Source organism: Nocardia sp. XZ_19_385 (assembly GCF_015355755.1).
Classification (GTDB): Bacteria; Actinomycetota; Actinomycetes; order Mycobacteriales; family Mycobacteriaceae; genus Nocardia.
The window spans coordinates 41,982-63,919 of sequence record NZ_JACVEE010000006.1; the positions used below are offsets into that span (position 1 = coordinate 41,982).

The window sequence follows — 21,938 nt, forward strand, 5'->3', positions numbered from 1 at the left end:
GAGGGGGTTATCGCTGGGTGGTCGGTCGGCTGCGGAGCCCACGGACGAGGTGTTCCATGAACTGACGTGAGTCGTGAGGGCTCAGTGCGGTCATCGCCAGGCGGTTGAAGACCTTGTCGCGGATCGCGACAGCGGGTTTGTCGTCGATGTAGCGGATCTCGCCCTGAGCTTCGATGACTGCCATCTCGAGATCCCCCGCGGTCCCCGGGGAGGGCACCCGAACCAGGATGTAGCGGTCTTCCATGCCCGCGCCCGGCGCTTGGTGGGTGAACGGCATGACCTGGATCTGGATGTTGGGACGTTTGGACAGCTCGAGCAGGTGGGCGATCTGGTCGAGCATCACCGCGTCGCCGCCGTAGGTGCGGCGGAGGCAGGACTCGGACAGGATCGCGTGGAACTCGGGTGCTCCCCGCTCGAGCAGGATTCGCTGCCTTGCGATTCGGGATTGCACGTAGTCGTCGACCGTAACCGCGTCCGGATCGTCCGGGTCGGGTTCCAGGGGTTCGTGTAGCGCACGGATGTAGCTCTCGTGCTGGAGCAGGCCGGGAACTATTTCAGAACCGGTCTCACGTAGTCGATCCGCCACATTCTCGAGGTCGACGAGCAGTCGCAGTTCCTCGATGTAGGCGCGGCGGTAGCCGGAGTTCCAGAATCCGCGGCGGTGGCTGTCCTCCCGGAGGTCGAGCAGGATTGCGATGTAGCCGTCGTCGGTGACGCCGAGCTTTCTGACCAGCTCGTCGAGCGCCTGGGCGCTCAGATTACCGGTGCCCGCGATCACCGCCGCGATACGCGACTGACTGACCCCGATCATCTTGCCCGCGTCGCCCTGGGTGCTTCGGGATCGGCGCAGGATTACCTCAATTTCTCGCCCTAGCAGCACTTTTCGTGCGGTTCTTGCCATGGTTCCCACCGTATCGGGCTGCTGCGCGGCGGATGCCACCTATTTCGCAATCCTGATTATCAGGTTAGATTATCAACCAGGATTATTCGACGAACAAGTCGAAGGGCGAGTCCACACTGTGACCTGCCCTGCGGCGCAAGAAGAGTGGGCCCACTCATGGACGTCACCGACCCTCGAACCGTGCACGGCACTCCTGATGCCGGGACCGCGAACAGCTGGGGACAGCGGCTGCGGGGCTATCGCCGCGCTCAATTAGGGCTCAGTCGTGCGGATTTCGCCGAGTTGATCAACGATCGAGCTCGCCGCGACAACATCAATGTCGCCTGTTCGGAACGGCACGTCGCACGCTGGGAACTCGGAGAGGTCCGGCGGCCGAGCAAGACCTATCGGACGCTGCTGATCGCGCTCGGTGCACCGGTTCCGGAAACCGAGGCGCCATCCTCGGCCTCGAATGTCAGGCCCGTCCGCGACGTGGCGCCCTGGTCCGCGGGTGCGACTCTGCTGGAAGCCCTCGCGACCGCCGTCGTCGGTTCTCCTGACATCCTGACACCATGGTTGCCGGCACTCGATGGACCCGAAATGCCATGCGACACAGATAAACTTGATCTTGCTTTCGTATGCCGCGCCACGGCGGAATTACGCGAACTCGACCAGCGGCACGGTGGCGGTGCAGTCGCCTACCCGGCAATCGGCCTTCTGAAATCGACGACCGCGCTGCTGGCCCGGCACCGTGGACAGGCACTCGCGCATTCGCTGCTGGTCGCCGCCGCCGACTTGGCCCGGTTGATCGGGTGGGCCTACCACGACATCGGTGATCAGCATCGCGCCCGCCAATACGCCGCAATGGCACTGGTTTCCGCGCGGCGAGCCGGGGCGGACAGCCTGGTCGCGTCGACGCTCTACGTTCTGGGGCGGATCAGCTTGATCGAGCGTGACCCGCGCGCCGCACTGCGTATGTTCCAACTCGGGCAACTGCCTGCCCAAGATGCCGCCGGCGGCGCGGAATCCGCCCGTTTGTATACCAATGAAGCGTGGGCACACGCGATGATGGGCGACGCCGGCCGGATGCAGACCGCGCTCTCGCGCGCCGAAGAAGAAATAGCCCGGGCCGGAGATCTCATCGATCCGTGGACCCGGGTGTTCTTGACCCCCGGCGAGTTCGCCGGCATGCAGTCGGTGATCTACAACGAGTACGCCCTGACAGCCAGCGGGCGGACCGCCGAGCACTACACCGTCGCGGCCGTCGACGCCGCGCGAACCTCGTTGGCCGCGTCCGCGGGAGCACGACCGGCCCGCAGCATTCTGTTCGACAACATCACCGTCGCCACAGGCACTTTCCGCCTCGGCCAGATCGACGATGCGGTGTCGTTCGCGACAACCTCCCTGGAAATGACCAGCCAAATCGACAGCGGACGAGTCGGCGACCGACTTCGGCAGCTGGTGCACTCCGCGACCCTCGCGACCGCACGCTCCGATGTCCGTGACATGTGCCATGCCATCCGCCGGGCGGCCCGCACCACCCGGCGCACTCCGCGCCCGCCGAGCGAGTACCGGCTGGTGACCGCCTAGCGATGCGGGGCGGACGTTCGGTCGATGTCATGCCCGGACAACATTGCGCTCACATCTGCCCTGTCGAATGTCATTGTCGCAGAACTCATTTGACGTTTAAATCGAGATATGAATCGCACCACCCCGAGAAGTGGCCACCGGAACTCGGACAGGCCTCGACGCGTCATATGTGTGTGATGGGCGACGTGAAGCAGGCCGGCGTCTCCCCCACTACGCCTGGGCACCGCGCCCTGGACGGAGTCCGGAATCGCACCGCGGCGGGATTGCTGGAAGCTCGCCATTTACTACTCGCCGTCGCCGGAAACCTGCAAGGCGATTCCCCGTTGATCGGGTGGGCACGCGAACTGGCCGATCTACATGCAACGCTGGTCACCGCGGCGGTATCGACCACCCGCCGGCCGGCCGACTTCGACGCCACCGCCACCTACGGCCAGATCAGCGCCATCATCGGACTGATCGACGAGTGGTCGGCCTGCCATCTGCCCCGCCCCGCCTTCGGCCGCCGCCACACCCATTCCCTCGGCGAGGTGATCAGTCACGTAGCCGGCACCTACGCCCATGTTCAGTGGACACTGCGCCACGCCGAGAGTGCCGAACAGCAGCACCATGCCACCCTGCGGTTTGCTCAGGTCCAGGAAGGCTATGCCGGTCTCGTCGACGAGATTCGAGCACTGCGCGTCGTATTACCCCTGGGCGAGGGCAGCCGACCGGCGCGGTAGCAGCAGGGCCGGAATCAACGCGAGCGCGATCACGACCGGAGCGATCAGGTAGGTGTGCTGGAACGCCTCGGCCAGCGCGGGAGCGAGCTCGGCGCGCTGCGCCGGAGCCATGCCATGCAGCGCTTGCAGCCCGCCGGTCACCGGGAGCAGTGCGCCCAGCACGACCGAGGACACCGCGGTGCCGATTGCCAGGGCAGTGGTGCTGATCATGTTCAGCACCGTCGATCCCGCCGGCTGATCCGCCCGGCTCAGCGACCGGGTAGCGGTGGTCATGACCGGCATCATGGTGCCGCCGCCACCGGCGCCCATGAGCAGCATGCTCGCGCCGAGCGCCCAGTACGACGCGTCCGCGTCCAGCTGGACGATGAACAGCACGAAACCGGTGAGCGCCACCGTGATCGACACCGGCAGGTAGCGGCCGGGCGGAATCCGATCAATCAACCGGCCCGCCACCTGCATGGTCAGGCCGGAGGCCAGCGCGAACGGGATACCCAACGCGCCTGCCACCAACGCCGATTCGCCACGAACCACCTGAAAATACAAGGGCAGCAGCAGCATTGAACCGAAGTATCCGCTAGCGAACAGAGCCAGCAGCAGCGCGGCGGGGCCGCTGACCCGGTTGCCCAGCACCCGCAGATTCAGCAGCGGTTGCGCGGTGGTCAGCGACCGGCGCACGAAGGCGGCGATGAGCCCCGCCCCGGCCAGCAGCGGGACCAGCACGGCGGGCGTGGCGAATCCGGCCTGCTCACCCGCAGCGGTCACCCCGTAGATCAGCAGGGCCAGGCCGGGCGACATCAACAGGAGCCCGGGCACGTCGAGCGCGTGCCGCGGTTCCGGCAGATCGGCGGGCACGATCCGAGCGGCCAGGACCAGCACCAGCGCACCCATCGGCAGATTGATGAAGAACATCCACCGCCACGACACCGCGTCGATCAGGTAGCCGCCGATCACGGGCCCAAGCAGCGGGCCGACCAGAATTGCCAGACCCAGGGTGCTCATCAGCCGGCCGAGCCCATCCGGCCCGGCCGCGCGCAGCAGGATCGTCATCGCGACCGGCATGAGCAACCCGCCGCTGGCGCCCTGCACGACTCGGAAAGCGATGAGCGACTCCAGGTTCCAGGCCAACCCGGCCAGCATCGAGCCGACCGCGAAGGCCGCGACCGCGGTCAGGTACAGCCGTTTGGCGCCGAACCGGCCGATCAGCCACGCCGAGGCCGGCACCACGGCGCCGAGCGCGAGCGAATAGCCGGTCGCCACCCACTGGATGGAGTTCAGGCCCGCGTCGAATTGCGCGGACAGCGTGTTGATCGAGACATTGACGATGGTCTGGTCCAGTGTGGCCATGATCGTGCCGAGCACCAGCACCAGGACGATCGTCATCGGGTTGCGGGCGGTGACCGGCGACGCGGGAGCCGTTGCGGTAGTGGTCACGGCCCTCACGCCCCGTACGGGTTGGCGGCACGGGCGGTGCGCAATGCCTCACCCCACCAAGTCAATTGCTTCAGCAGGGCCTTGGTGGCGGTGACCGCGTCGGTCGGTTCGGCCAGCTCACCCGCGTCGTCGAAGCGGCGCCACGGGTTCGCGAAGCTGACGGTGTCGCGGATGGTGACCGCGTGCAGTTCGGCGAAGACCGGCCGCAGGTGTTCCACCGCGCGCAGACCACCGGAGATGCCGCCGTAGGAGACGAAACCCACCGGCTTGGCCTGCCATTCGACGTGATGTTCGTCGATCAGGTTCTTCAGCGCGCCCGGGTAGCTGTGGTTGTACTCGGGCGTCACCACCACGAATGCGTCAGCGCGGGAGAGCTTTTCGGTGGTCTCCGCCCGTGACGGGTGCTCGGTGACCGCACCGAAGGCGTGCGGCAGCGCGACCTGCAAGGTATCGACGATCTCGACCTCGAGGGTGTCGTGGCGCCGAAGCTGACCGACGAACCAGTCCGCGATGGTCGTGCCGAACCGGCCCTCCCGGGTGCTGCCGACGACGACCGCGACCCGCAGCGGAGCCGTGACCCGATCGTGTTGCGGCCCTTCGGTATTGACGTGCCAGTTGCTCATGAGGCCCTCCCTCTGGACGATCGCACCAGCGTTGGCGCTGTCCAAAGCCTCCAACCTCAACCAATCTTCGGGTCAACCCCCTGTGATCGAGGCGACAGCACCGCAGAGCTCGACCAACTGGTGGTCGCCCACGTGCTGCCCGAGCCCCCGAAAATCGGCACGTGCGGATGTTCGATCTGTGAATGGCCCGCAGTGTGATGTATGCAAATCGGGCACTTTTCGGCCGCCGGTGACCGAAATCGCCCAAACGGCGCGAATTTTGCACGTTTTGCATACTCCGTCGGCACGTGCGTGCGTGCACGAGATGGCCTGTCGGGTTTGTCGAACCCCTGCACCGCGGCATTTGCGGACGTGCTCGCCGGGTGCGGTGGCGCGGTGGTTCAATCGCTCGATGCGTGGTGACGAGATCATCGGTCAGTGGAGCGTGGAGGCCGGGTATCACAGCTCGACGGAGGATGAGCAGTTCGTCTTCTGGGTGCCTTGGCGGCGCGCGCCGACGCTCCGTTCGGCATGCTGGTGCCTTCACTGGCGGCTGTGATGCGTTCGGCCCATTGATCTTCCGCGAGCCGCGCTTACCGCTTCGCACCGCGCGGGTCGCGGCAATAGCGGACGTTCGCAAGATCGACTTTGTGGCTTACCGGCAAGCGCCTCGAGCGGTCGCGCCGCGGCGGTTCGGTGCGTTCTCGATGAGTCGCACTCGGCTGCCGGATCACTGCGGTTGCCGGACGCTGAAGCACAGAACCCACACTATTGGCGGTATCAACCAGTCCTGATATGACTTGTTCAGCAGTCGTATTCGCCGAAAAACGTTGTGACCAGTAGCGATAGGATCACTTCGTCTTGGCGGATCCTACCCGCCGCCGGAAAGAGCACTCCAAGATCGATCCGTACTCAGGTGGGTTTCGGGTGGAGCGGCGGCGGAGCGGGTTCGAGCAGGTAGGAACTCGCTCCGCCGCCGCGGTTAGATCGCTAGCACGCCCACGGTTGGCAGGGCTTGGTCGTCTCGGTGGGCGGGGTCGGCTCCGGCTTGATGGTTGTGGTCGGCGGGGTCGCGGTTGTGGTGGGCGCGGGGCACGACCACGGCGTGCACGTCGACGGCGGCGACGTGGGACTGGTCGGCGGGCAGTTCCACGGGTTGCATGGCGGGGTGGTCGTGGTCGGCGGGGTGGGCTCGGGTTTGATCGTCGTGGTCGGCGACGGCGTCGTCGTCGGCGGTTCCGTTGTGGTCGGCGACGGTGTGTAGGTCGAACCCGGGAGAACTTCGACGACCACGCTGGCTACCTCGGATTGGTAGCTGCCGCCGCGGACGATGAGCGAGATGGTGTGGATCCCGGGGACAGTCGGAGTCCATTGGGCGCTGGCCGTCGCTTCGGGGAAGTCGCCGGTGCCGTAGCCGGTGGCGATCAGCTGCCGGGTGCCGCTGCTGCCGCTTACTTGGTCGAAGAAGAGCGCCGAGTATCCCGGCTGCACCACGAGACCCGTCAATGTGTAGGTGCTGTGCGTGTAATGCGAATCATCGGAAACTCTGAGGGCCTTGTTGAAGCTGATGATGTCTGCCGTGGCGGTCGGCACCGAATTCGGCAATGCCGCCGCCCCCAGACCGATGGCCGCCAAACCAGCCAAGGCGGCGACGAGTCGAATGACGCGTGTGCGAATCAACTTGATACTCCCCACATCTCACTCGCGACTGCGAACCGCAGTGCGCGTAAGGCACCGTATCGATCACCTCACCGAACCGGCAATACCCGTTGGCGCGACGTGACCGACCCCTTGGCGGCCACCACCAATCACGCTGCTGACCTTGGCAAACGGACAGGAATCAAGCGCGAATCCCTCGTTTGGCTCAGCTCGGATATCGGACGCCGTAACCTCATCCAGCGCAGCGGGGATTCACAGCGTGGCGCGAACATCGGGTCAACTACACAGAGTGCCGCCGACTGCAAGATGCACTCACCCGAATCGCTTCGAAAACGCATGCGCGTCTTAATGTTTCGGACAACCGCAGCGCGGGCCCAGAAAATCGGCGCTTAGCCTGATACCCGGGTATCACAAGACGGCGCACCGGTTTGGCTCTCGGGGCTGAGGCGTATCCGTGCCAGGCCCTCCTAGCATAAAGTCCTGCCAATCCGTGGGAGAACGAAATGCGCAGGCACACCCATGTTTTCGGCGCTGTATGCGCCACAGCCGCACTGACGCTGAGCGCATGCGGCACCGGGGACGACGCGGATACCGCGGCCCCGCCCAGCTATAGCGACACACGAAACACGCTGCAGCGCTTGACGACCGCAGACGGCGCACCGGGCGCTCTGCTCGAAGTGCGCGACGCGCATGGTCGGACAGTACTGACCAGCGGTGTCGCCGACATCGGCACACGAGCGCCGATGGCCGGGGACAGCCGGTTCCGCATCGGCAGCATGACCAAAACGTTCGTGGCTACCGTGGTGCTGCAACTGGTGAGTGAGCAGCGGGTGGCACTCGACGCCCCGATTGCGCAGTACCTGCCCGGAATGATCCAGGGAAACGGCCATGACGGGCATGCCATCACGGTGCGGCAGCTGCTCCAGCACACCAGCGGGCTGCCCGACTACTTGAACTACCTGCCCCTGGAGCAGGTCATGAAAGATACACTGACACAATATGATCCACTGGAACTAGTACAACTTGCGCTGGCCCAGCCGCCGTTGTTCGCGCCGGGCACCGGCTGGGAGTACTCCAATACCGATTACCTGCTGGCCGGGATGCTCATCGAGAAGGCCACCGGCCGGCCGTACGCGGAAGCGGTGGAGCAGCGCATCATTGCGCCACTCGGCCTGCGCGACACTTTCGTGCCCGGGAACGAACCGAGCATCCCGGGCGTCCACGCGCAGGGTTACGGCAAGCTGGGAGATTCCGCACCCCTCGACGTCTCCGAGGTCAACCCGTCGATCGCGGGCGCCGCCGGGGCGATGATCTCCACCGCAGCGGATTTGAATGAGTTTTTCCTCGCCCTCGTGAGCGGTCGCCTGCTGTCCCCGCCCGAACGCGAGGCGATGATGATGACTCGGCCGCTCGGCAATTCATACCAGGATGCCTACGGACTGGGTTTGCAGAGCACGCCGCTGCCGTGCGGTGGCTTGTACTGGGGACACGACGGCGGCATCCTGGGCTTCCAGACGATGGGCGCGACCACGACCGACGGCCGCAGCGCCACCGTGATGGCCAACCTCTACCCCGGCGAAAGCGACGCACAGGACGCCGATATCCGCACCGCTCTCACGACGGCGTTGTGCGCCTCGGCAACCTGACGGTTGTGTGATGGAATGAGGAGGTCAGATACCCTACGGCGGCCATCCTCGCCGGACGGCTGGGATTTCGGTAACTGAGGGGGAGCGCCCAGTGGGTGAACCAGTGGGTCTGGCCGCGTGGCAAGAACTCATCGACCGATTCATCGAGCAGCGCGAGCGGTACGCACCGACCGGTGGTGGACCATTCACGTTCCCGAACCCCGGCGCCGAGGAAGCACAGCTCCGTGCGGCCGAGGCACGACTCGGTGACGCGCTCGATCCGCAGCATCGGGAGCTTCTTTCCGTGGCCAACGGCTGGGATCGGTACCTGGGCACCTCGGGCCTGCTCGGCACCGATGATCTCGGGGCCGGTCCGCGCTGGGCGGGCGGACTGGACGAGGCCGATCGATGGTTCCGGCAAAGCCGGACCGGCGCGGAATTGGGTGTCGCGAATGAACCGGCCGCCTTCCGGATGATCGGCGATCACGAGCCGGGTAACAGCGGCAGCAGTATCTACCTGTATGTCGGAGACGAGCCCGCGGTCGCAACGGGCACGACCGTCGGCTTGCCGGAGAAGTTGCCCTACCCGGATCTATATTCGTACCTGCGCACCCAGCTCACCGGTCTGCACGCCGCGGTGCCGGGGCCGGCACTGTGGTCCGGCCCGATTGCGGAGACCGTCGCCGCGCTGGCTGCCGTGCCCGCCGATGTTCTCGTCGACACCATCGCCGACACCCTCGAACCGTGGTGGCGCCGCGGCACCTGCGCGAAGGCCCTGACCGGGCGAATGTCTCCGTCGCGGGCCGCGCGGTTGTTCGAACTCCTCCGAGCAAACCCGTCGCGGAGCGGTCCCGCAGGGGCGATCCTCGAGCTGCTGGTCGCCACCGACGGGCCGCACACCGACGCGTTGCTTTCGTGGCTGCGTTCCAAGCCGCAGTCGAAGTACGGGCTGCTGGATCCGGCAATACTGCGTGCCCGGGGGCAACTGGGCGATCTCACTGCGGCGGACGAGGCCATCGAGATGGCGGCCTACAAAGACGCCCGCCGCCGCGAAGTCGGTGCGCAAGCCGTCGATTCGCTGATCGAGGCGCATGGCCTTCGTGCCGTGGCTGGAGTCGGTTCCGCCCGCGAGCTCATGACGACCGCCGCCACCGTGGACCGGCGCCTGCTCGGTGTGCGCCTCCAGCAGCGCAGCGGCGGCGATCTCACCGCCGCGCTGGCCGATCCGGAAATCAGGGTCGCCCGCCTGGCCTACGAGGGGCTCAAAGACGATCCGGCCTCGGCATCCACCCTGCTGAGGATGGTCGACGAACGTGCCCCCGGGCATTTGTGGGCGCTGGCAACCCTTGCCGCACAAGGCCATCCGATCACGGAGCAGTTGACGGCCCTCGGACCGCCACTGATCGAGCTGCCGGGCCTGCCACCCGATGCCCGCACGGCAGTCCTGCGGATGTGGCCGGCCGGACAACCCGGCGCCCGGCTCGAGGAGATCACCGTCACCGACGGCAGCGGAGTAATCGATGTCCGCGGAATCGGGCACAGCCTGGACCTTCCGAACGGATGGAGCAGCCACTGCCTGCTGCGGCTGAACGGCCGGGTCACCAACCTCGACACCTCGGCGTATGAAGGTTCGGTTGGTCGACTGGTCGCGCACACCCCGAACCGGCCGCCGCGTCCGGAGGCGCTGGCCGCGCTGCGGGATTTGACCGTCACCGGGGAGACCATCACACCGCTGCGCGAAGCTCTCCAACCGCTGCTTGGGCTGCTCACACCCGGCCGTTATGAGCTGCGGGGACCCGAGCCCGTGTGGCAGGCGATTCCGGAGGCGATCACCCGTGGCTGGACAACCATGGCCCGCGCGATAGTGACCGATGTCGAGCCGGAGGAGCCTCAGTCCTGGTACCCCGGCGACTGGACCTACCTGGTTCCCACCGAGGCCTGGCCGCCCACCGATGAGGTTGTGGTGCAACAGTATCGAGATCTGATCCGCCACGGAGTGCGGCCCGCGATAATCGGATTGCGGACCATCAGCCGACGCCAGTGGAGCGGGTTCGTACTCGACGGTCATCACAAACTGCTGGCCTATCTGCACGAAGATATCATTCCCTCGATGGTGTGGATCACCCGGCTCGACCCGCCCGAAATGACCGCCGCCGAGATTCGCGAGAACTTTCCGGAATTCGCCGCCAACCACGAGCAGTTCCGCAGCCTGCTCCGAGTGCTCGACGAAATGGAAAGCCGCCCGAGATGAAGATAACGGCGAAGCCCGACGCGGCCGAAGTGGTGGCACTCGGTGGCTGGCATCCGCGATATGCGCGGGTGCTGGTTGTCGCGGGTAATGGGGTGCGGGCGTTGGCATTGGTGGATACCAATAGCGACGGCGTCGAGATCAATGCCGATGAGCTGTCGAAAGATGAACACGGGCACTGGGGCTCCAGCTCCGGACCGGTGCCGAATCGTCGCGCCGCCGGGCCCTTCGGATACCGGTCGGATGAAGAGGGCTTGTTCTGCGCATACGGGCGAGCCGAGGCAACCGGTACGGTCGTAGTGCAGGTGGACGGACAGGGCATCGAGGTCGTCGCGAACGACGATGGCTGGTGGGCGTGGATACGGGCCGCCAAGGAGTCCGCGAATGACGAGTCGGTGCCCAAAAGATCTGGGCGAGAACGGTAAGGAACCATCAGCCCATGGCGGACCGTGCCTACTCCGAGCTGCTCGACGAACTCGCCGACGCCGGCGTGCGAGTGTCCTCGGCTTCTGACCTGATCAACACTCGCGAGCCCTACCCCACCGCCGTCCCGATCCTCATCGACTGGCTGGCCCATCTCGACCAGAAGATGCCCGGCCCCGAAGAAGGCCTCAAGAAGGGACTGCGGGAAACGCTCATCCGCGCCTTGATCGTCAAAGAAGCCAAGAACACTGACGCCCTGCCGACACTCCTGGCCCAGTTCGACCAGTACGAAAAGCTTTCCCCCAGCGTGCTCTGGGCCGCGGGATACGCCCTGGCATGGCTGGCCCCGGCTACCTATTACGACCGGATCGCGCCACTGGCCGCCGACCGCCGATACGGGCTCGGACGCCGAGAACTGATCCTGTGGCTGGGTAAATCCCGAAATCCCCAGGCCATCACCATCATTCTCGACCAACTCGACGACCCCCTCGTCGCCACCGCCGCCCTGCAAGCCCTCGCTCGTCGCAAACCAGTAGGCGTACGCGGCCTCGTCGAGCCCTACCTCGACAGCGACGACAGCGAGATCCGCAAACAAGCCCGCAAAGCACTCGGCAAACTCCTGGCCTGACCGCACCGTTGGATTCGATCCCACCGCCAGAGGAGACACGTCGACCGGCACCCACACCCCACCGCCGAACTCCGCGACCAGCCTCGCCAGCCAGCAACACCACCCGTGCACAGACTGCAGCCAAATACCGGAGTGCCAGTCACGGCTGAAAGGAGGCTCGGTATATCTGAGGCTGAGGTCAACAATTCACCCGCCCGATATCCGGCGTACCGAAAGAACCTCCAACCCTGGACTACACGGCAATTATTGTCGAATCATGGACGACCAGCCCGACGTGACACGTCGCAACGACGTTGATGAGCCGGAAACCAGCCGAAATGAACTGATATTCATATCAGTCATCTTCGCTGTACTCAGTTTCACTGTGTACCTGGACTCAATGGGCTGCTAATTTGAACACACCGTCCGCGCCAGAGCTTGGCGGGCCGCCTCGAGCGGTTTGCTCAGCAATCTCAGAAAATCGCCGATGCGTCAGTTCGTTGGATAGCCTGCGATCCGGCAGATCTCAGCGTAGTGGGCGCGAACGCGTTGCATATCGGCTTCGGTGTAGGTGGTGCTGAAGCGCAGGAGTTGCTCATACACCCGCACAGGTTCTGAGAGTTCCCGCGGCGCCTGTGCGGCCGTTTCGGCATCCGTCGATCCATTCCTGGTTTCGGCGGTGCGAATTGCGAATATTCGGTCCCGTCGTAATCGCGCGTCGGCGGCCCGTGCAATCGCTTTCTCGGTCTCAACCGTACTCCTGCAAAACGGCCACGGGCCACCCTGATGCGGCATGCGGGTACACCGAGTCGAATCCGCTGGCGCCGGGTCACCAGCGGATCATGCTGTCCCAACCAATCTTTCGTTTCCAATGTTAGCGTCGTGCTATCGGCTGCGGCAGGAGGAACAACTGATGACCACGCTTGCGGATGCGGTCGCTGCCACCGGGGTGCGCGTCCACGAACATCTCGACCCGGCCGCGGAGGTACCCCGGATATCGCGTGCGGCGGCACAAGGTGATGTGTTGGTGCTGCGCGTGAATGGGCCCGTGGCCGTTGAGCCGATGCGGAAAGCTGTGGCCGTGGTGCGCTCGGCGGTCACCACCCATGCTCACACCCTGCACCCTTGCGGACCTTGCGCTTGGGAAGCCCACACTCCCGCGAGTGCGAGTGATGTGCTGCTAGGCGTCCTTACAGTCTTCGGGGGTTCCACCGCGGTGTTGATCCATCAAGAGCACGGCGCGCTGGAGGTGCTGCCCGGCACGTATCAGGTGCGGCGGCAGCGTGAGTTCGCCGGCGTGTGGCGGCCGGTAACCGACTGATGCGCCTGGACTCGTTGACGGCCGCGCAGCAAGAGCTGCTCGCCTCGGTTCGAGACGAATGGATCGAGGTGGGATTGTCCACCGCGCCGGCCGATCGAGAGGCTGCGGAACAGGGAGCCCTTCAGGCCTATCGGACCGCGGGTGTGGCGGCGCCCAAGGTGATCGTGTGGCTGGAATCGCCGCTGGCCGGGGCGATCGGCCAGGACCAGGCGATCCGCCTGGCCGGTGTGCGCGACCGGATCTGGGATCAGGCAGGGCCGCGAGCATGGGCTCGCATCCGCGCCGTGACACAGCGCCAGGCCCGGCAGCAGGTGTGGACGCAGGTCGAAGACCGAGTTCACACCCTGATAGATGCTCGAGTCACGGCACAGGTGCAGGGTCTGGTCCGGGCCGCGGTCGCCGGCGGCATCGATGAGCCCGTCTGGCAGCAGGTCGATTCGGTGGTCGGCGAGAAGATGCCGGCGGGATCGGTCGTGCCGTGGTGGGAGGGCAACCTCGGGCCACAACTGGGCGACTCGCTCGCGTTCTACGACGCAATCCAACGACTGGGCGTGAATCTGGGCGGTTTGCTCGACGGGGTCGAGCAGGTGGTTCGCAACGCCGGCTGGTGGTGGCCCATGGACGGTGGGCTGATCCTGACCGAGCGACCCACCGTCATCAGCCGTGACGACGCCGGACGCCTGCACAACGCGACCGCACCGGCAGTCGCGTATCGGGACGGTTTCACCATGTGGGCATGGCACGGCACCCGCGTCCCGGAATACGCGATCACCACCGACTGGGATGTCGATGCCATTCTGTGGGAGCACAATGCCGAAATTCGGCGCTGCGCGATAGAACGTATGGGCTGGCATGCGTTCATCGAAGAATCCGGGATGTCGCCCGTCGGGCCGGAGGTCCCCGACCCAGGCAATCCACCGCACACCCTCCGCTTGTACGACTTGCCGGATGAGCTGCGCAACACGTTCACCGAGCCGGTACGTATCTTGTTGTGCACCAACGGCAGTGCCGATCGCGACGGTACCCGCCGCCGGTTCGGACTGGTGGTTCCCGCGCATTACGACGACCCGGTCTCGGCTGCCGCCTCGCTCTACGACATCCCTGTCGAGGCATACCGACAACTAGAGATCAGGCGGTGATCGAGTGACCCAGGCTGGATGATGCCCCAGCTCGCTCATGAGTTGTGTCGCGACTGCTGTCGCGTGGCCGGCGAAGGCATCGCGGTCGGTGCCGAGGCTGCCTTCCGTCCACTCCACGAACAGCGAAATCATCGCGCCGAAAAGTGCCGAAAAGTGCATGCGGACACTGGGATCGTCGGGTGAGCCGACAATGCGGTCTCCGAGTGCGGCCAGCGCGATAGCCGGAATGGTCTCTCGCACATAGCCACGTAGTCGCGCATCCGCCACCGGCTCTACCAACAGGATGCGGCAGATGCGCGGATCGGCCTCCATCAGGCGGGCGGCGGCCTCGAACACCGCGTGCAGGTCACCGGATGCCACCGCGGGCGCGACGGCTTTCTCCAAGCGGGACAGCGCCGCCCGGTACACCGCCTGCAGCAGCGCGTCCGTGTCGGCGAAACTCTCGTAGAAGAACTTCTGACTCAGCTCCGCCGCACGGCAGACCGAGCGCATACCCAGAGCTGAAACACCTTGCGTGCCAACCACTTCGAATCCGACAGCGATAAGACGCGCGCGCCGTTCCGCAGTGCGGTCCGCCGCGGTCTGTCCGCCGTAACTCCTTGACACGGCATCACTTTACAAGAACCATCATCTATCGGGAAGCATGTGCTTCCGGATAGAGGGTAATGATGTTCACCGACGAGCAGTTCCAAGCGTCACTGCGACAATCGCGCCTGGTGCAACCGATCCCGACAGTGCTGACCAACCGCGCCGAGCCGGTCGAAGTCCTCGATGAATCCGCGCTGACCGCGATGACGCAGAGGTGGTTCGACGACTACGAGCAGAAGATCGAGTTCTATGCCGCCCATGGCTTCGACATCGCCTGGACTCTCGACTGGGCGAAGAAGTATTGGTGGAGCTGGCAGACCCGGGACATGAGCCACAACCACGAGCTCTACACCCCCGATCTGCGCTACAAGGATGTGACGACACTCGGCGCGACCATGGTCGGCCTCGACGAATTCGTGGCCTACAACTTCGCGTTCTTCGACGCCATCCCCGACTGGCGCTACGACCCGATACCCGGGCAGTGCTACCTCGACCTGACATCGGACGGTGAGGTCAGGATGGTCGTGCGCTACTACGGAAGTGGTCACCTCGTCGGGCCGCTGAAGCTTCATCCCTACGGAACCGGTGCGCCCGCGATTCCGGGCAACGGCGCGTTCATCCAATGCACCGCCGTGGATCGGTATCACTTCAACGCCGAACACCTGATGTACGAAGGCGAAACGCTCTACGACCTACTCGACGGCGTTCAACTGGCCGGGCTCCTACCCGGCCCCTCCACCACGTCCTTCAGATGGCTGATGCGCGGCGCAGGGCTCGCAACCCGGACCATCGCCCGACTCCGCCCTCCACCTGCCGGGCATCGCTCGACAGCCATCCGATAGCGGCTTGGGTGGCCGGTACGAGCCGAGGCCATCGCCGTCTACCTGCGAAACTGACTGCCTCGTAAGCCATCTCGCTGCCTGCGCTCGCCGCGCATCGAATCCACTACCCTGCGGCAAGACTGGATACAACGTATCCTTCTACGAAACAGTAGATGGAGTCCCATGACCGAGGTGTTCCCGGAGCCTGCGGACGCTCCCGCCGCCCCAGCCGGCTCGATTGACATAGTCGTGTCCGACGGCCGCCCGCCTCGCGTCGTCGATCTGACGAAATCCGCGCCGCTGGGTTGGTGGCCCGCTATCGCTGTTGGCCTCGTCGCCTTCATCGATCGGCTCGAGATCAACTTGATCGCCGGCGCGCTACCCGCGATCCAGGACCACTTCGGGTTCGGCGACACCGCCGCGGGGGCGATACCGACCGCCGCAAGTATCGCGGGCGCCGTGCTCCTGCTGCCCGCCGGACGGCTCGCCGACCGCGCGCCACGCGTGGTCACCATCTCGATCGTCGTGCTCGTGTGGTCTCTGTGCTCGGTGTTGAGCGGGCTGGCAACCACATTCATGCTGTTTTTCCTCGTGCGCGTGCTGATCGGCGCCGCCGGACAGCTCTACAACCCGCCCGCCTCCAGCCTGCTCGCCGACTACTACCCGGCCCGCAGCCGCGGCAAGGCATACGGATTCGAGCGCGCCGGCTACTACCTGGGCTTGCCGGCGGGCGTTATTCTCGGCGGCGCGCTCGCCGAGGCGTTCGGTTGGCGCATGGTGTTCTTCGTCGCGGCGGTTCCCGGGCTGTTGGTCGCCGCGCTGGTACTCACCGTCCGGGAACCGTTGCGCGGCTTGGGCGATCGCCTCGACCGTCTCCGCACCGGCGAACCGGCGACAACCCTTACTCCCCCGCGTCCCACCTCACTGCTCCGCGAAGCGGGGGAACTGCTGAGAATCAGAACACTGGCCGGAGTCATCATCGGACAAGCCCTGCTCGCCCTCGGGATCGGGGGCGTGTTCTATTGGCTCCCGACACTGCTCGAACGCACCGAAAACCTCGGCTACGACACCGCTTCCGGTCTCGCGGGCGCGGTCGGCGGTACCGGCGTAGTCGTGGGCATCGTCGCGGGCAGCAGACTCGGCGACCGCGCCCACGCTATCCGGGGCGGCCGACGGATCACCGTCGCCACCGCCTTCCTGCTCACCGGCGCCCTCGCACTCTCGGGCGCTCTGCTCGTCCCGGGTGTTCCCGCGCGAGTCACCCTGATCGCTCTGGCCTGCGCCGGATTTGCCGGTGCCATACCGAATCTCACCGCGGTCTCGGCCGACGTGGTTCCCGCCGGCCGCCGTGGCATGGGATTCGCGCTGCTCACCTTCCTGGTGACCGTCGGTGGCGCGCTCGGACCATTCGTCGTCGGCCTCACCTCCGACCTGGTCGGTGCCACCAGCTACGGTGGCGAACCGCTGGTCCCGGCCATGTTCACCCTGGTGCCGGCGATCTTCGTGTCCGTCGTGGCCCTGCTCAGAATCAGCGATCGATACGAGATCGACGCCCGCGCCGCCGGTTGAGGCAGTTTCCTGGGGATGCTGCTCGAGAGGCACGGAGGCTAGGGGTGGTGAGAATGACCGTGCATCACCGCCGAGGTCATTCGATCGGCAGCTCGGATGAGGGTCGGCCTGCCCGCTTGGGGTGGACGGCCAGGTGCGCGTCGAGGGTCGCGATAGCGGTGTCGGCGGGCAGACCGGCCGGGTCGGTCAGCATGCGCACCGACAACCCCTCGACCAGCGCGGACAGCAGGCACGCCTCGAGTGCGGAATCAACCTCGGACGCGTATTCGCCGGATTCGATACCGGATTCGATGGCCGCGATCAGTTGCGCCTGGGTGCGCTGTTGATAGGCCGACTCGATCGCGGCGAGCTCGTCGGTAACGACGGCACGCGCGAGGAACGCGATCCATACCTTCACCAACCGCGCCCGCACCGCGTCGACCGGCAGCCAATCCACCATGACTTGCCGCAGTGCCGTTGCCACGCCGTGCTCGAAGCTCACCTGCGCCGCGCGGTCGTCGAGCAGCTGTTCGACGTGCCTGAATGCGGCGATCAGCAATTCGTCCTTGGTGCGGAAGTAGTACTGCACCTTCGCCGGGGACACCCCGACTTGTGCGGCGACCTCACGCACGCTCACCGCTTCCATTCCCCGGGTCGCGGCGAGTTCGAGAACGCCGTCCAACAGCTCGGCGCGCCGCAGCGCGTGCGCGTTGGCCATCATGCACTGACCTCCAGCTAGGGACTATCGCGGCGGCGGTGATCGGTGGTTCCGCCCGGGTGGCCTATCGCTGCACCGGTCCATACGACTGTACAGTACGATCGTAAGGACTATTTGGAGAGGTAGCAGATGAACTCAGGATTCAAGGCCGTGATCATGGGCGGCATTACCCTCGTTATCGGTTTCGTGCTGTGGCGATTCACCGGCGATGTCGAAACGCCGGTCGTCACGCTGACCAAGCTGGGCATCGTGCTGATGGTCCTGGGTGGACTGGAGGTCGTCTACGGACTCTTCAAATCGGTTGCCGGCAAATCCGTCACGTAGGTTCACCTGGCTTGCGGGCAGGGCCTGTCACCACGTACGGCACAACCGCGCCGGAGGCCCGGCCGTCCGGTTCGAGGATCCACCCCATTCGCTTCGTAGCTTGCCGGACGATCGATGTATCGAGAATTTCACCGGACGGCATATGGCCTTCCAGCCACTCCTGGAACGGCAGAATCTCGCTGATCGACTCGAGCCAGGTGGTGACAACGAAGTTCGCGCGTCCAGCCACGGACATACACGTGCGTACGCGCGGCTCCGACATCAGCTGATCGAGCAGGCGCGGGCGGTCCACAGCGGGAGCGCGGCACCAGAAGCTGACCGTAACCGGCCACCGGGTATACGACTGTGCGATCTCGCATCGGAACGACAGCGCCCGCGAACGCAGCAAGGCGCCCAACTGCCGGCGCACGGTGGAGTCCGGCCGGTCGATCTGTTCGGCGATCGTCTTCGCGCTGGCCCTGCCGTCCCGCACCAGCGCCTCGGCGATCGTGAGCAGGCTCGGTGTCAGAGCCCGCAGACCCGGGGTTCCGGCCTCGACCGAACCGGCCTCGAGGCGCCGTAGCCGCTGGATTTGTTTCGGTTCCAGTGCGTTCAGCCGCCAGCGGCTGGCCTCCAGGTGGGACCGGGTGATGACATGGTTGGTGACCCTGGTTCCGCTCATCGTGGCGAGGTCGCCGAGCAGTAGTTGGCTGAAGTCATCCAATGAGGTGGCGATGACGGTGAGCAGCAAGCCGCCACGCACCTGATGGCTGATGTGCACGGCTCTGCGTTCATCGGCCAGCAGTCGGCTCAGGTGATCGAGTGTTGTTGCGGGCGCGTCGATTTCGATCAGCCCCACCACGTGGTTCGGCATGGTCGCGGGGTGCGGGTAGGCAGTGATCCAGGCCAGACCCGCTTCGGTCAGCCTGGCCCATCTTTTCGCAAGCGTCGCCGGAGTGCTGCCCATGATCGCGGCCATATCCGACCAACTGCCGCGCGGGCAGATCTGCAGAGCGTGAATGAGCGCCAGATCGTCTTCATCGAGAGCTTCGTGCACGAATCTGTGCCCTGGAGGGGTTCCCATAATCGAATTCTAGAGATTCCACCGATTCTGCGGTTCCGGTCCGAGACTGTTCCAACTTCGCCTCGACGCACTCGGATGAATCGGATACCCCTATGAATTTGCTCGAAGACGCCCGAGACATGCGGGACACCCTGGTCGCTCTCCGGCATGACCTGCACCGTGAGCCGGAGACCGGTCTGCATGTCCCCCGGACCCAGGAGAAAGTTCTCGAGGGCCTGCAAGGGCTGCCCCTGGAGATCAGCACCGGGTCCTCGACCACCTCTGTCACCGCGGTTTTGCGCGGCGGCGCGAAAGCCGGACAGTCGCCGACGATCCTGCTGCGTGCCGACATGGATGCCTTGCCCGTCGCTGAACACACCGGGCTCGAATTCGCTTCGCGGAACGGGTCGATGCACGCGTGCGGACACGACATGCACACCGCGGCCCTCGTGGGTGCCGCGCGGCTGCTCGCACACCATCGCGACCACCTCGCCGGCGATGTGGTCTTCATGTTCCAGCCCGGCGAGGAGGGGTGGAACGGTGCTCGCGTGATGCTCGAGGAAGGCGTTCTCGAGGCCTCCGGCCGCCGCGCCGACTCCGCGTACGCGATGCACGTGATGTCCAACCGCGTCCCGTCGGGGTTGTTCGTCAGTCGCAAGGGAACGATCATGTCGGCGTCGCATCATCTCGATGTCACCGTGATCGGGCAGGGCGGTCATGGCTCCGCACCGGACACCGCACGGGATCCGATCGTGGCGACGGCGGAGATGATCATCTCGTTGCAGACGGCGGTGACCCGCGAATTCGACATCTTCGACCCGGTCGTGGTGACAGTTGGTGTGATTCGCGGTGGGGTCGCCCGCAACGTGATCCCCGATACAGCCGGATTCTCCGCCACCGTCCGGTGTTTCACCCCGGCAGCGGCAGCGCGACTGGAGGCGGTGATTCCCCGCGTGCTGAAAGGCGTCGCCCTCGCGCGCGGCGTCGAAGTCGATATCGACTTCCACAACGAGTACCCGCCGACGATCAACAACGCCGCCGAGGTCGAGTTCGGCAGCCAGGTCATTCGCGAATTGCTCGGCGAGGAGCGGTATTTCGAGCCGGATCGCCCCAGCAACGGTTCCGAGGACTTCTCACAGGTACTCGAGGAAGTACCCGGTGCGTTCTTCGGGTTGGGGGCGTGCCCCCCGGACCTCGACGCCGACGCGGTCCCGCAGAATCATTCGCCGCGCGCGATGTTCTCCGACCACGTGCTTCCCGAAGCCGCCGCCGTCTACGCCGCCCTGGCGATCGAACGCGCGCGGGTGACGCTGTGACGTCGGAAGCCGAATTGACCGGCAACCAACCCGAGACATCGGCTCCGGATGCACGCCCGGGCTCGCGAAAGTCACTCATCGCCGTCGGTGCGGGAAACGCGATCGAATGGTTCGACGTCAGCTGTTATGCGAGTTTCGCGGCGTTCTTCGCTCCCCTGTTCTTCGACGGCCAGGACAAAGTGTCCAGTCTGCTCAGTACATTCGGGGTGTTCGCCGTCGGCTTCATCGCACGGCCCATCGGGGGTGTGGTCCTGGGGCGGTTGGCCGACCGCAGGGGACGATCGTTCGCGATGTTACTGGCGATCGGTCTGTCCTCCTTCGGGAGTCTGGTGATCGGGCTCGCCCCGGTGCGCGAATCGATCGGTGTCTTGGCCGCAGTGCTGCTGGTCAGCGCCCGTTTGATGCAGGGATTCGCCCATGGCGGCGAAATGCCTGCGTCGCAGACCTATATCGCCGAGGTCGCGCCCGCGCACAGGCGCGGGATGTGGTCGAGCCTGACCTATATCTCGGGAACTTTCGGGGTCATCTCCGCAGCGCTGCTCGGAGCAGTACTCACCACGGTCCTCAGTGCGGATCAGATGTCGGCCTTCGGCTGGCGTATCCCCTTCCTGCTCGGTGCGCTCCTGGGTGGAGTCGCGTTCTATCTGCGCACCAATCTCGAAGAGCCCGAGGCTTTTACGAGCCGAGCGGGGACCGTTGAGCCCGGAACTCAGGTTTCGCTGGCCCGCAACCTCTACCAGCACCGCCGCACTCTCGCCGTCGTTGTCGCCCTGACCGCCGGCGCCACCGCCGCCTACTACTCGTGGGGCGTTTCCACTCCCGCCTACGCCATCAGCGCCTACGGGGTGCCCGCAGCCGGGGCGATGTGGGCAGGTGCGCTGGCCAAGGTGGTGTTCCTGGTCGCATTACCGCTGTGGGGCCTGTACTCCGACAACGTCGGACGTAAACCCGCACTCGTCAAAGCCACTGTGGCGCTGATACTGCTCCTGTTCCCGCTGGCATGGATCCTGCAAGGCGGCCAGTCGTGGCAGTTGTTCCTCACCATGGGTATCGCGCTCGTTTTCATCGCGGCCGCGAACTCGATCGGGCCCGCTCTGTTCGCCGAGATGCTCCCAACGGACGTCCGCGCAGTGGGGATCGGGCTTCCTATGTCGCTGGGGGTCGCGATCTTCGGTGGTACCGCACCGTTCCTGCAAACCCTCGCGACGTCCCATGGAGCGCCGGAACTGTTCACCGGATACACCGTGCTACTGCTCTGCGTTTCGTTGGCCACCTTGGTGTTCTTCGTCCGAGAAACCAAGGGCCGCGACCTATCCGTTTGAAAGCCCCGCTGCGAT

Annotated in this window: 20 protein-coding genes; 13 read left to right on the forward strand and 7 right to left on the reverse strand. The window is 65.5% G+C overall.

Annotation, left to right across the window (positions count from 1 at the left end):
- Positions 1–7: 7 nt before the first annotated feature.
- A complete protein-coding gene (locus IBX22_RS33720; protein WP_228540053.1) occupies positions 8–901 on the reverse strand; it encodes a helix-turn-helix transcriptional regulator in 894 nt (297 codons plus the stop codon).
- A gap of 156 nt (positions 902–1,057) precedes the next feature.
- On the opposite strand from IBX22_RS33720, the gene IBX22_RS33725 reads away from it, so the two are divergent.
- Together IBX22_RS33725 and IBX22_RS33730 are read left to right on the forward strand one after the other, a co-directional pair.
- A complete protein-coding gene (locus tag IBX22_RS33725; RefSeq protein ID WP_194819877.1) occupies positions 1,058–2,470 on the forward strand; it encodes a DNA-binding transcriptional regulator in 1,413 nt (470 codons plus the stop codon).
- 176 nt (positions 2,471–2,646) lie between these two features.
- Positions 2,647–3,189 (forward strand): hypothetical protein, encoded by a 543-nt coding sequence (locus tag IBX22_RS33730; RefSeq protein WP_194819878.1) that lies wholly within the window; start codon positions 2,647–2,649, stop codon positions 3,187–3,189.
- Here IBX22_RS33730 and IBX22_RS33735 read toward each other — a convergent pair.
- The 3 genes from IBX22_RS33735 to IBX22_RS33745 all read right to left on the reverse strand — a co-directional run bounded on the left by IBX22_RS33735 (position 3,154) and on the right by IBX22_RS33745 (position 6,902).
- Entirely contained in the window at positions 3,154–4,620 is a 1,467-nt protein-coding gene (locus IBX22_RS33735) for a DHA2 family efflux MFS transporter permease subunit (protein WP_309234896.1), read from the reverse strand. The two genes, IBX22_RS33730 and IBX22_RS33735, sit on opposite strands and share 36 nt — an antisense overlap.
- Positions 4,621–4,625: 5 nt before the next feature.
- Entirely contained in the window at positions 4,626–5,243 is a 618-nt protein-coding gene (locus IBX22_RS33740) for an NADPH-dependent FMN reductase (RefSeq protein ID WP_194819879.1), read from the reverse strand.
- Positions 5,244–6,212: 969 nt separating this feature from the next.
- On the reverse strand, positions 6,213–6,902 hold the full coding sequence (locus IBX22_RS33745) for a hypothetical protein (RefSeq protein WP_194819880.1): 690 nt from the start codon (positions 6,900–6,902) through the stop codon (positions 6,213–6,215).
- 482 nt (positions 6,903–7,384) lie between these two features.
- On the opposite strand from IBX22_RS33745, the gene IBX22_RS33750 reads away from it, so the two are divergent.
- The 6 genes from IBX22_RS33750 (at position 7,385) to IBX22_RS33775 (ending at position 14,244) form a co-directional block, all read left to right on the forward strand.
- A complete protein-coding gene (locus IBX22_RS33750) occupies positions 7,385–8,527 on the forward strand; it encodes a serine hydrolase (protein ID WP_194819881.1) in 1,143 nt (380 codons plus the stop codon).
- Positions 8,528–8,618: 91 nt separating this feature from the next.
- Positions 8,619–10,757, forward strand: coding sequence for a hypothetical protein (locus IBX22_RS33755; protein WP_194819882.1), 2,139 nt, complete (start codon positions 8,619–8,621; stop codon positions 10,755–10,757).
- Positions 10,754–11,179: a hypothetical protein gene (locus IBX22_RS33760; RefSeq protein WP_194819883.1), complete on the forward strand. Its 426-nt coding sequence runs from the start codon at positions 10,754–10,756 to the stop codon at positions 11,177–11,179. The genes IBX22_RS33755 and IBX22_RS33760 overlap by 4 nt, the downstream gene beginning before the upstream one ends.
- Before the next feature lie 14 nt (positions 11,180–11,193).
- Positions 11,194–11,805 (forward strand): HEAT repeat domain-containing protein, encoded by a 612-nt coding sequence (locus IBX22_RS33765; RefSeq protein WP_194819884.1) that lies wholly within the window; start codon positions 11,194–11,196, stop codon positions 11,803–11,805.
- Positions 11,806–12,697: 892 nt separating this feature from the next.
- Positions 12,698–13,105 carry a hypothetical protein gene (locus tag IBX22_RS33770; RefSeq protein WP_194819885.1) on the forward strand — a complete coding sequence of 136 codons (408 nt, stop codon included), beginning with the start codon at positions 12,698–12,700 and terminating at the stop codon, positions 13,103–13,105.
- Positions 13,105–14,244, forward strand: a complete 1,140-nt coding sequence (locus tag IBX22_RS33775; protein WP_194819886.1) for a DUF6745 domain-containing protein — start codon at positions 13,105–13,107, stop codon at positions 14,242–14,244. The genes IBX22_RS33770 and IBX22_RS33775 overlap by 1 nt, the downstream gene beginning before the upstream one ends.
- On the opposite strand, the gene IBX22_RS33780 is transcribed toward IBX22_RS33775, so the two are convergent.
- A complete protein-coding gene (locus IBX22_RS33780) occupies positions 14,227–14,850 on the reverse strand; it encodes a TetR family transcriptional regulator (RefSeq protein WP_309234897.1) in 624 nt (207 codons plus the stop codon). The genes IBX22_RS33775 and IBX22_RS33780 overlap by 18 nt on opposite strands.
- Before the next feature lie 59 nt (positions 14,851–14,909).
- Here IBX22_RS33780 and IBX22_RS33785 point away from each other — a divergent pair, with 59 nt between their 5' ends.
- The gene (locus IBX22_RS33785; RefSeq protein WP_194819888.1) at positions 14,910–15,674 is read left to right on the forward strand and encodes a nuclear transport factor 2 family protein; all 765 of its coding nucleotides are present in this window, start codon (positions 14,910–14,912) and stop codon (positions 15,672–15,674) included.
- A 162-nt stretch (positions 15,675–15,836) separates the two neighbouring features.
- Positions 15,837–17,222: an MFS transporter gene (locus IBX22_RS33790; protein ID WP_194819889.1), complete on the forward strand. Its 1,386-nt coding sequence runs from the start codon at positions 15,837–15,839 to the stop codon at positions 17,220–17,222.
- Positions 17,223–17,298: 76 nt separating this feature from the next.
- Here the strand turns inward: IBX22_RS33790 and IBX22_RS33795 are convergent, their stop codons facing one another.
- The gene (locus tag IBX22_RS33795; protein WP_194819890.1) at positions 17,299–17,922 is read right to left on the reverse strand and encodes a TetR/AcrR family transcriptional regulator; all 624 of its coding nucleotides are present in this window, start codon (positions 17,920–17,922) and stop codon (positions 17,299–17,301) included.
- A gap of 126 nt (positions 17,923–18,048) precedes the next feature.
- Here IBX22_RS33795 and IBX22_RS33800 point away from each other — a divergent pair, with 126 nt between their 5' ends.
- Positions 18,049–18,243, forward strand: a complete 195-nt coding sequence (locus IBX22_RS33800) for a DUF5708 family protein (protein WP_194819891.1) — start codon at positions 18,049–18,051, stop codon at positions 18,241–18,243.
- On the opposite strand, the gene IBX22_RS33805 is transcribed toward IBX22_RS33800, so the two are convergent.
- The gene (locus IBX22_RS33805; protein ID WP_194819892.1) at positions 18,236–19,306 is read right to left on the reverse strand and encodes an Lrp/AsnC family transcriptional regulator; all 1,071 of its coding nucleotides are present in this window, start codon (positions 19,304–19,306) and stop codon (positions 18,236–18,238) included. The two genes, IBX22_RS33800 and IBX22_RS33805, sit on opposite strands and share 8 nt — an antisense overlap.
- Before the next feature lie 92 nt (positions 19,307–19,398).
- On the opposite strand from IBX22_RS33805, the gene IBX22_RS33810 reads away from it, so the two are divergent.
- Positions 19,399–20,601 carry a M20 family metallopeptidase gene (locus IBX22_RS33810; protein WP_194819893.1) on the forward strand — a complete coding sequence of 401 codons (1,203 nt, stop codon included), beginning with the start codon at positions 19,399–19,401 and terminating at the stop codon, positions 20,599–20,601.
- Positions 20,598–21,923, forward strand: a complete 1,326-nt coding sequence (locus IBX22_RS33815) for an MFS transporter (RefSeq protein ID WP_309234898.1) — start codon at positions 20,598–20,600, stop codon at positions 21,921–21,923. Before IBX22_RS33810 ends, IBX22_RS33815 begins: the two co-directional genes overlap by 4 nt.
- The last annotated feature ends 15 nt before the right edge of the window (positions 21,924–21,938 follow it).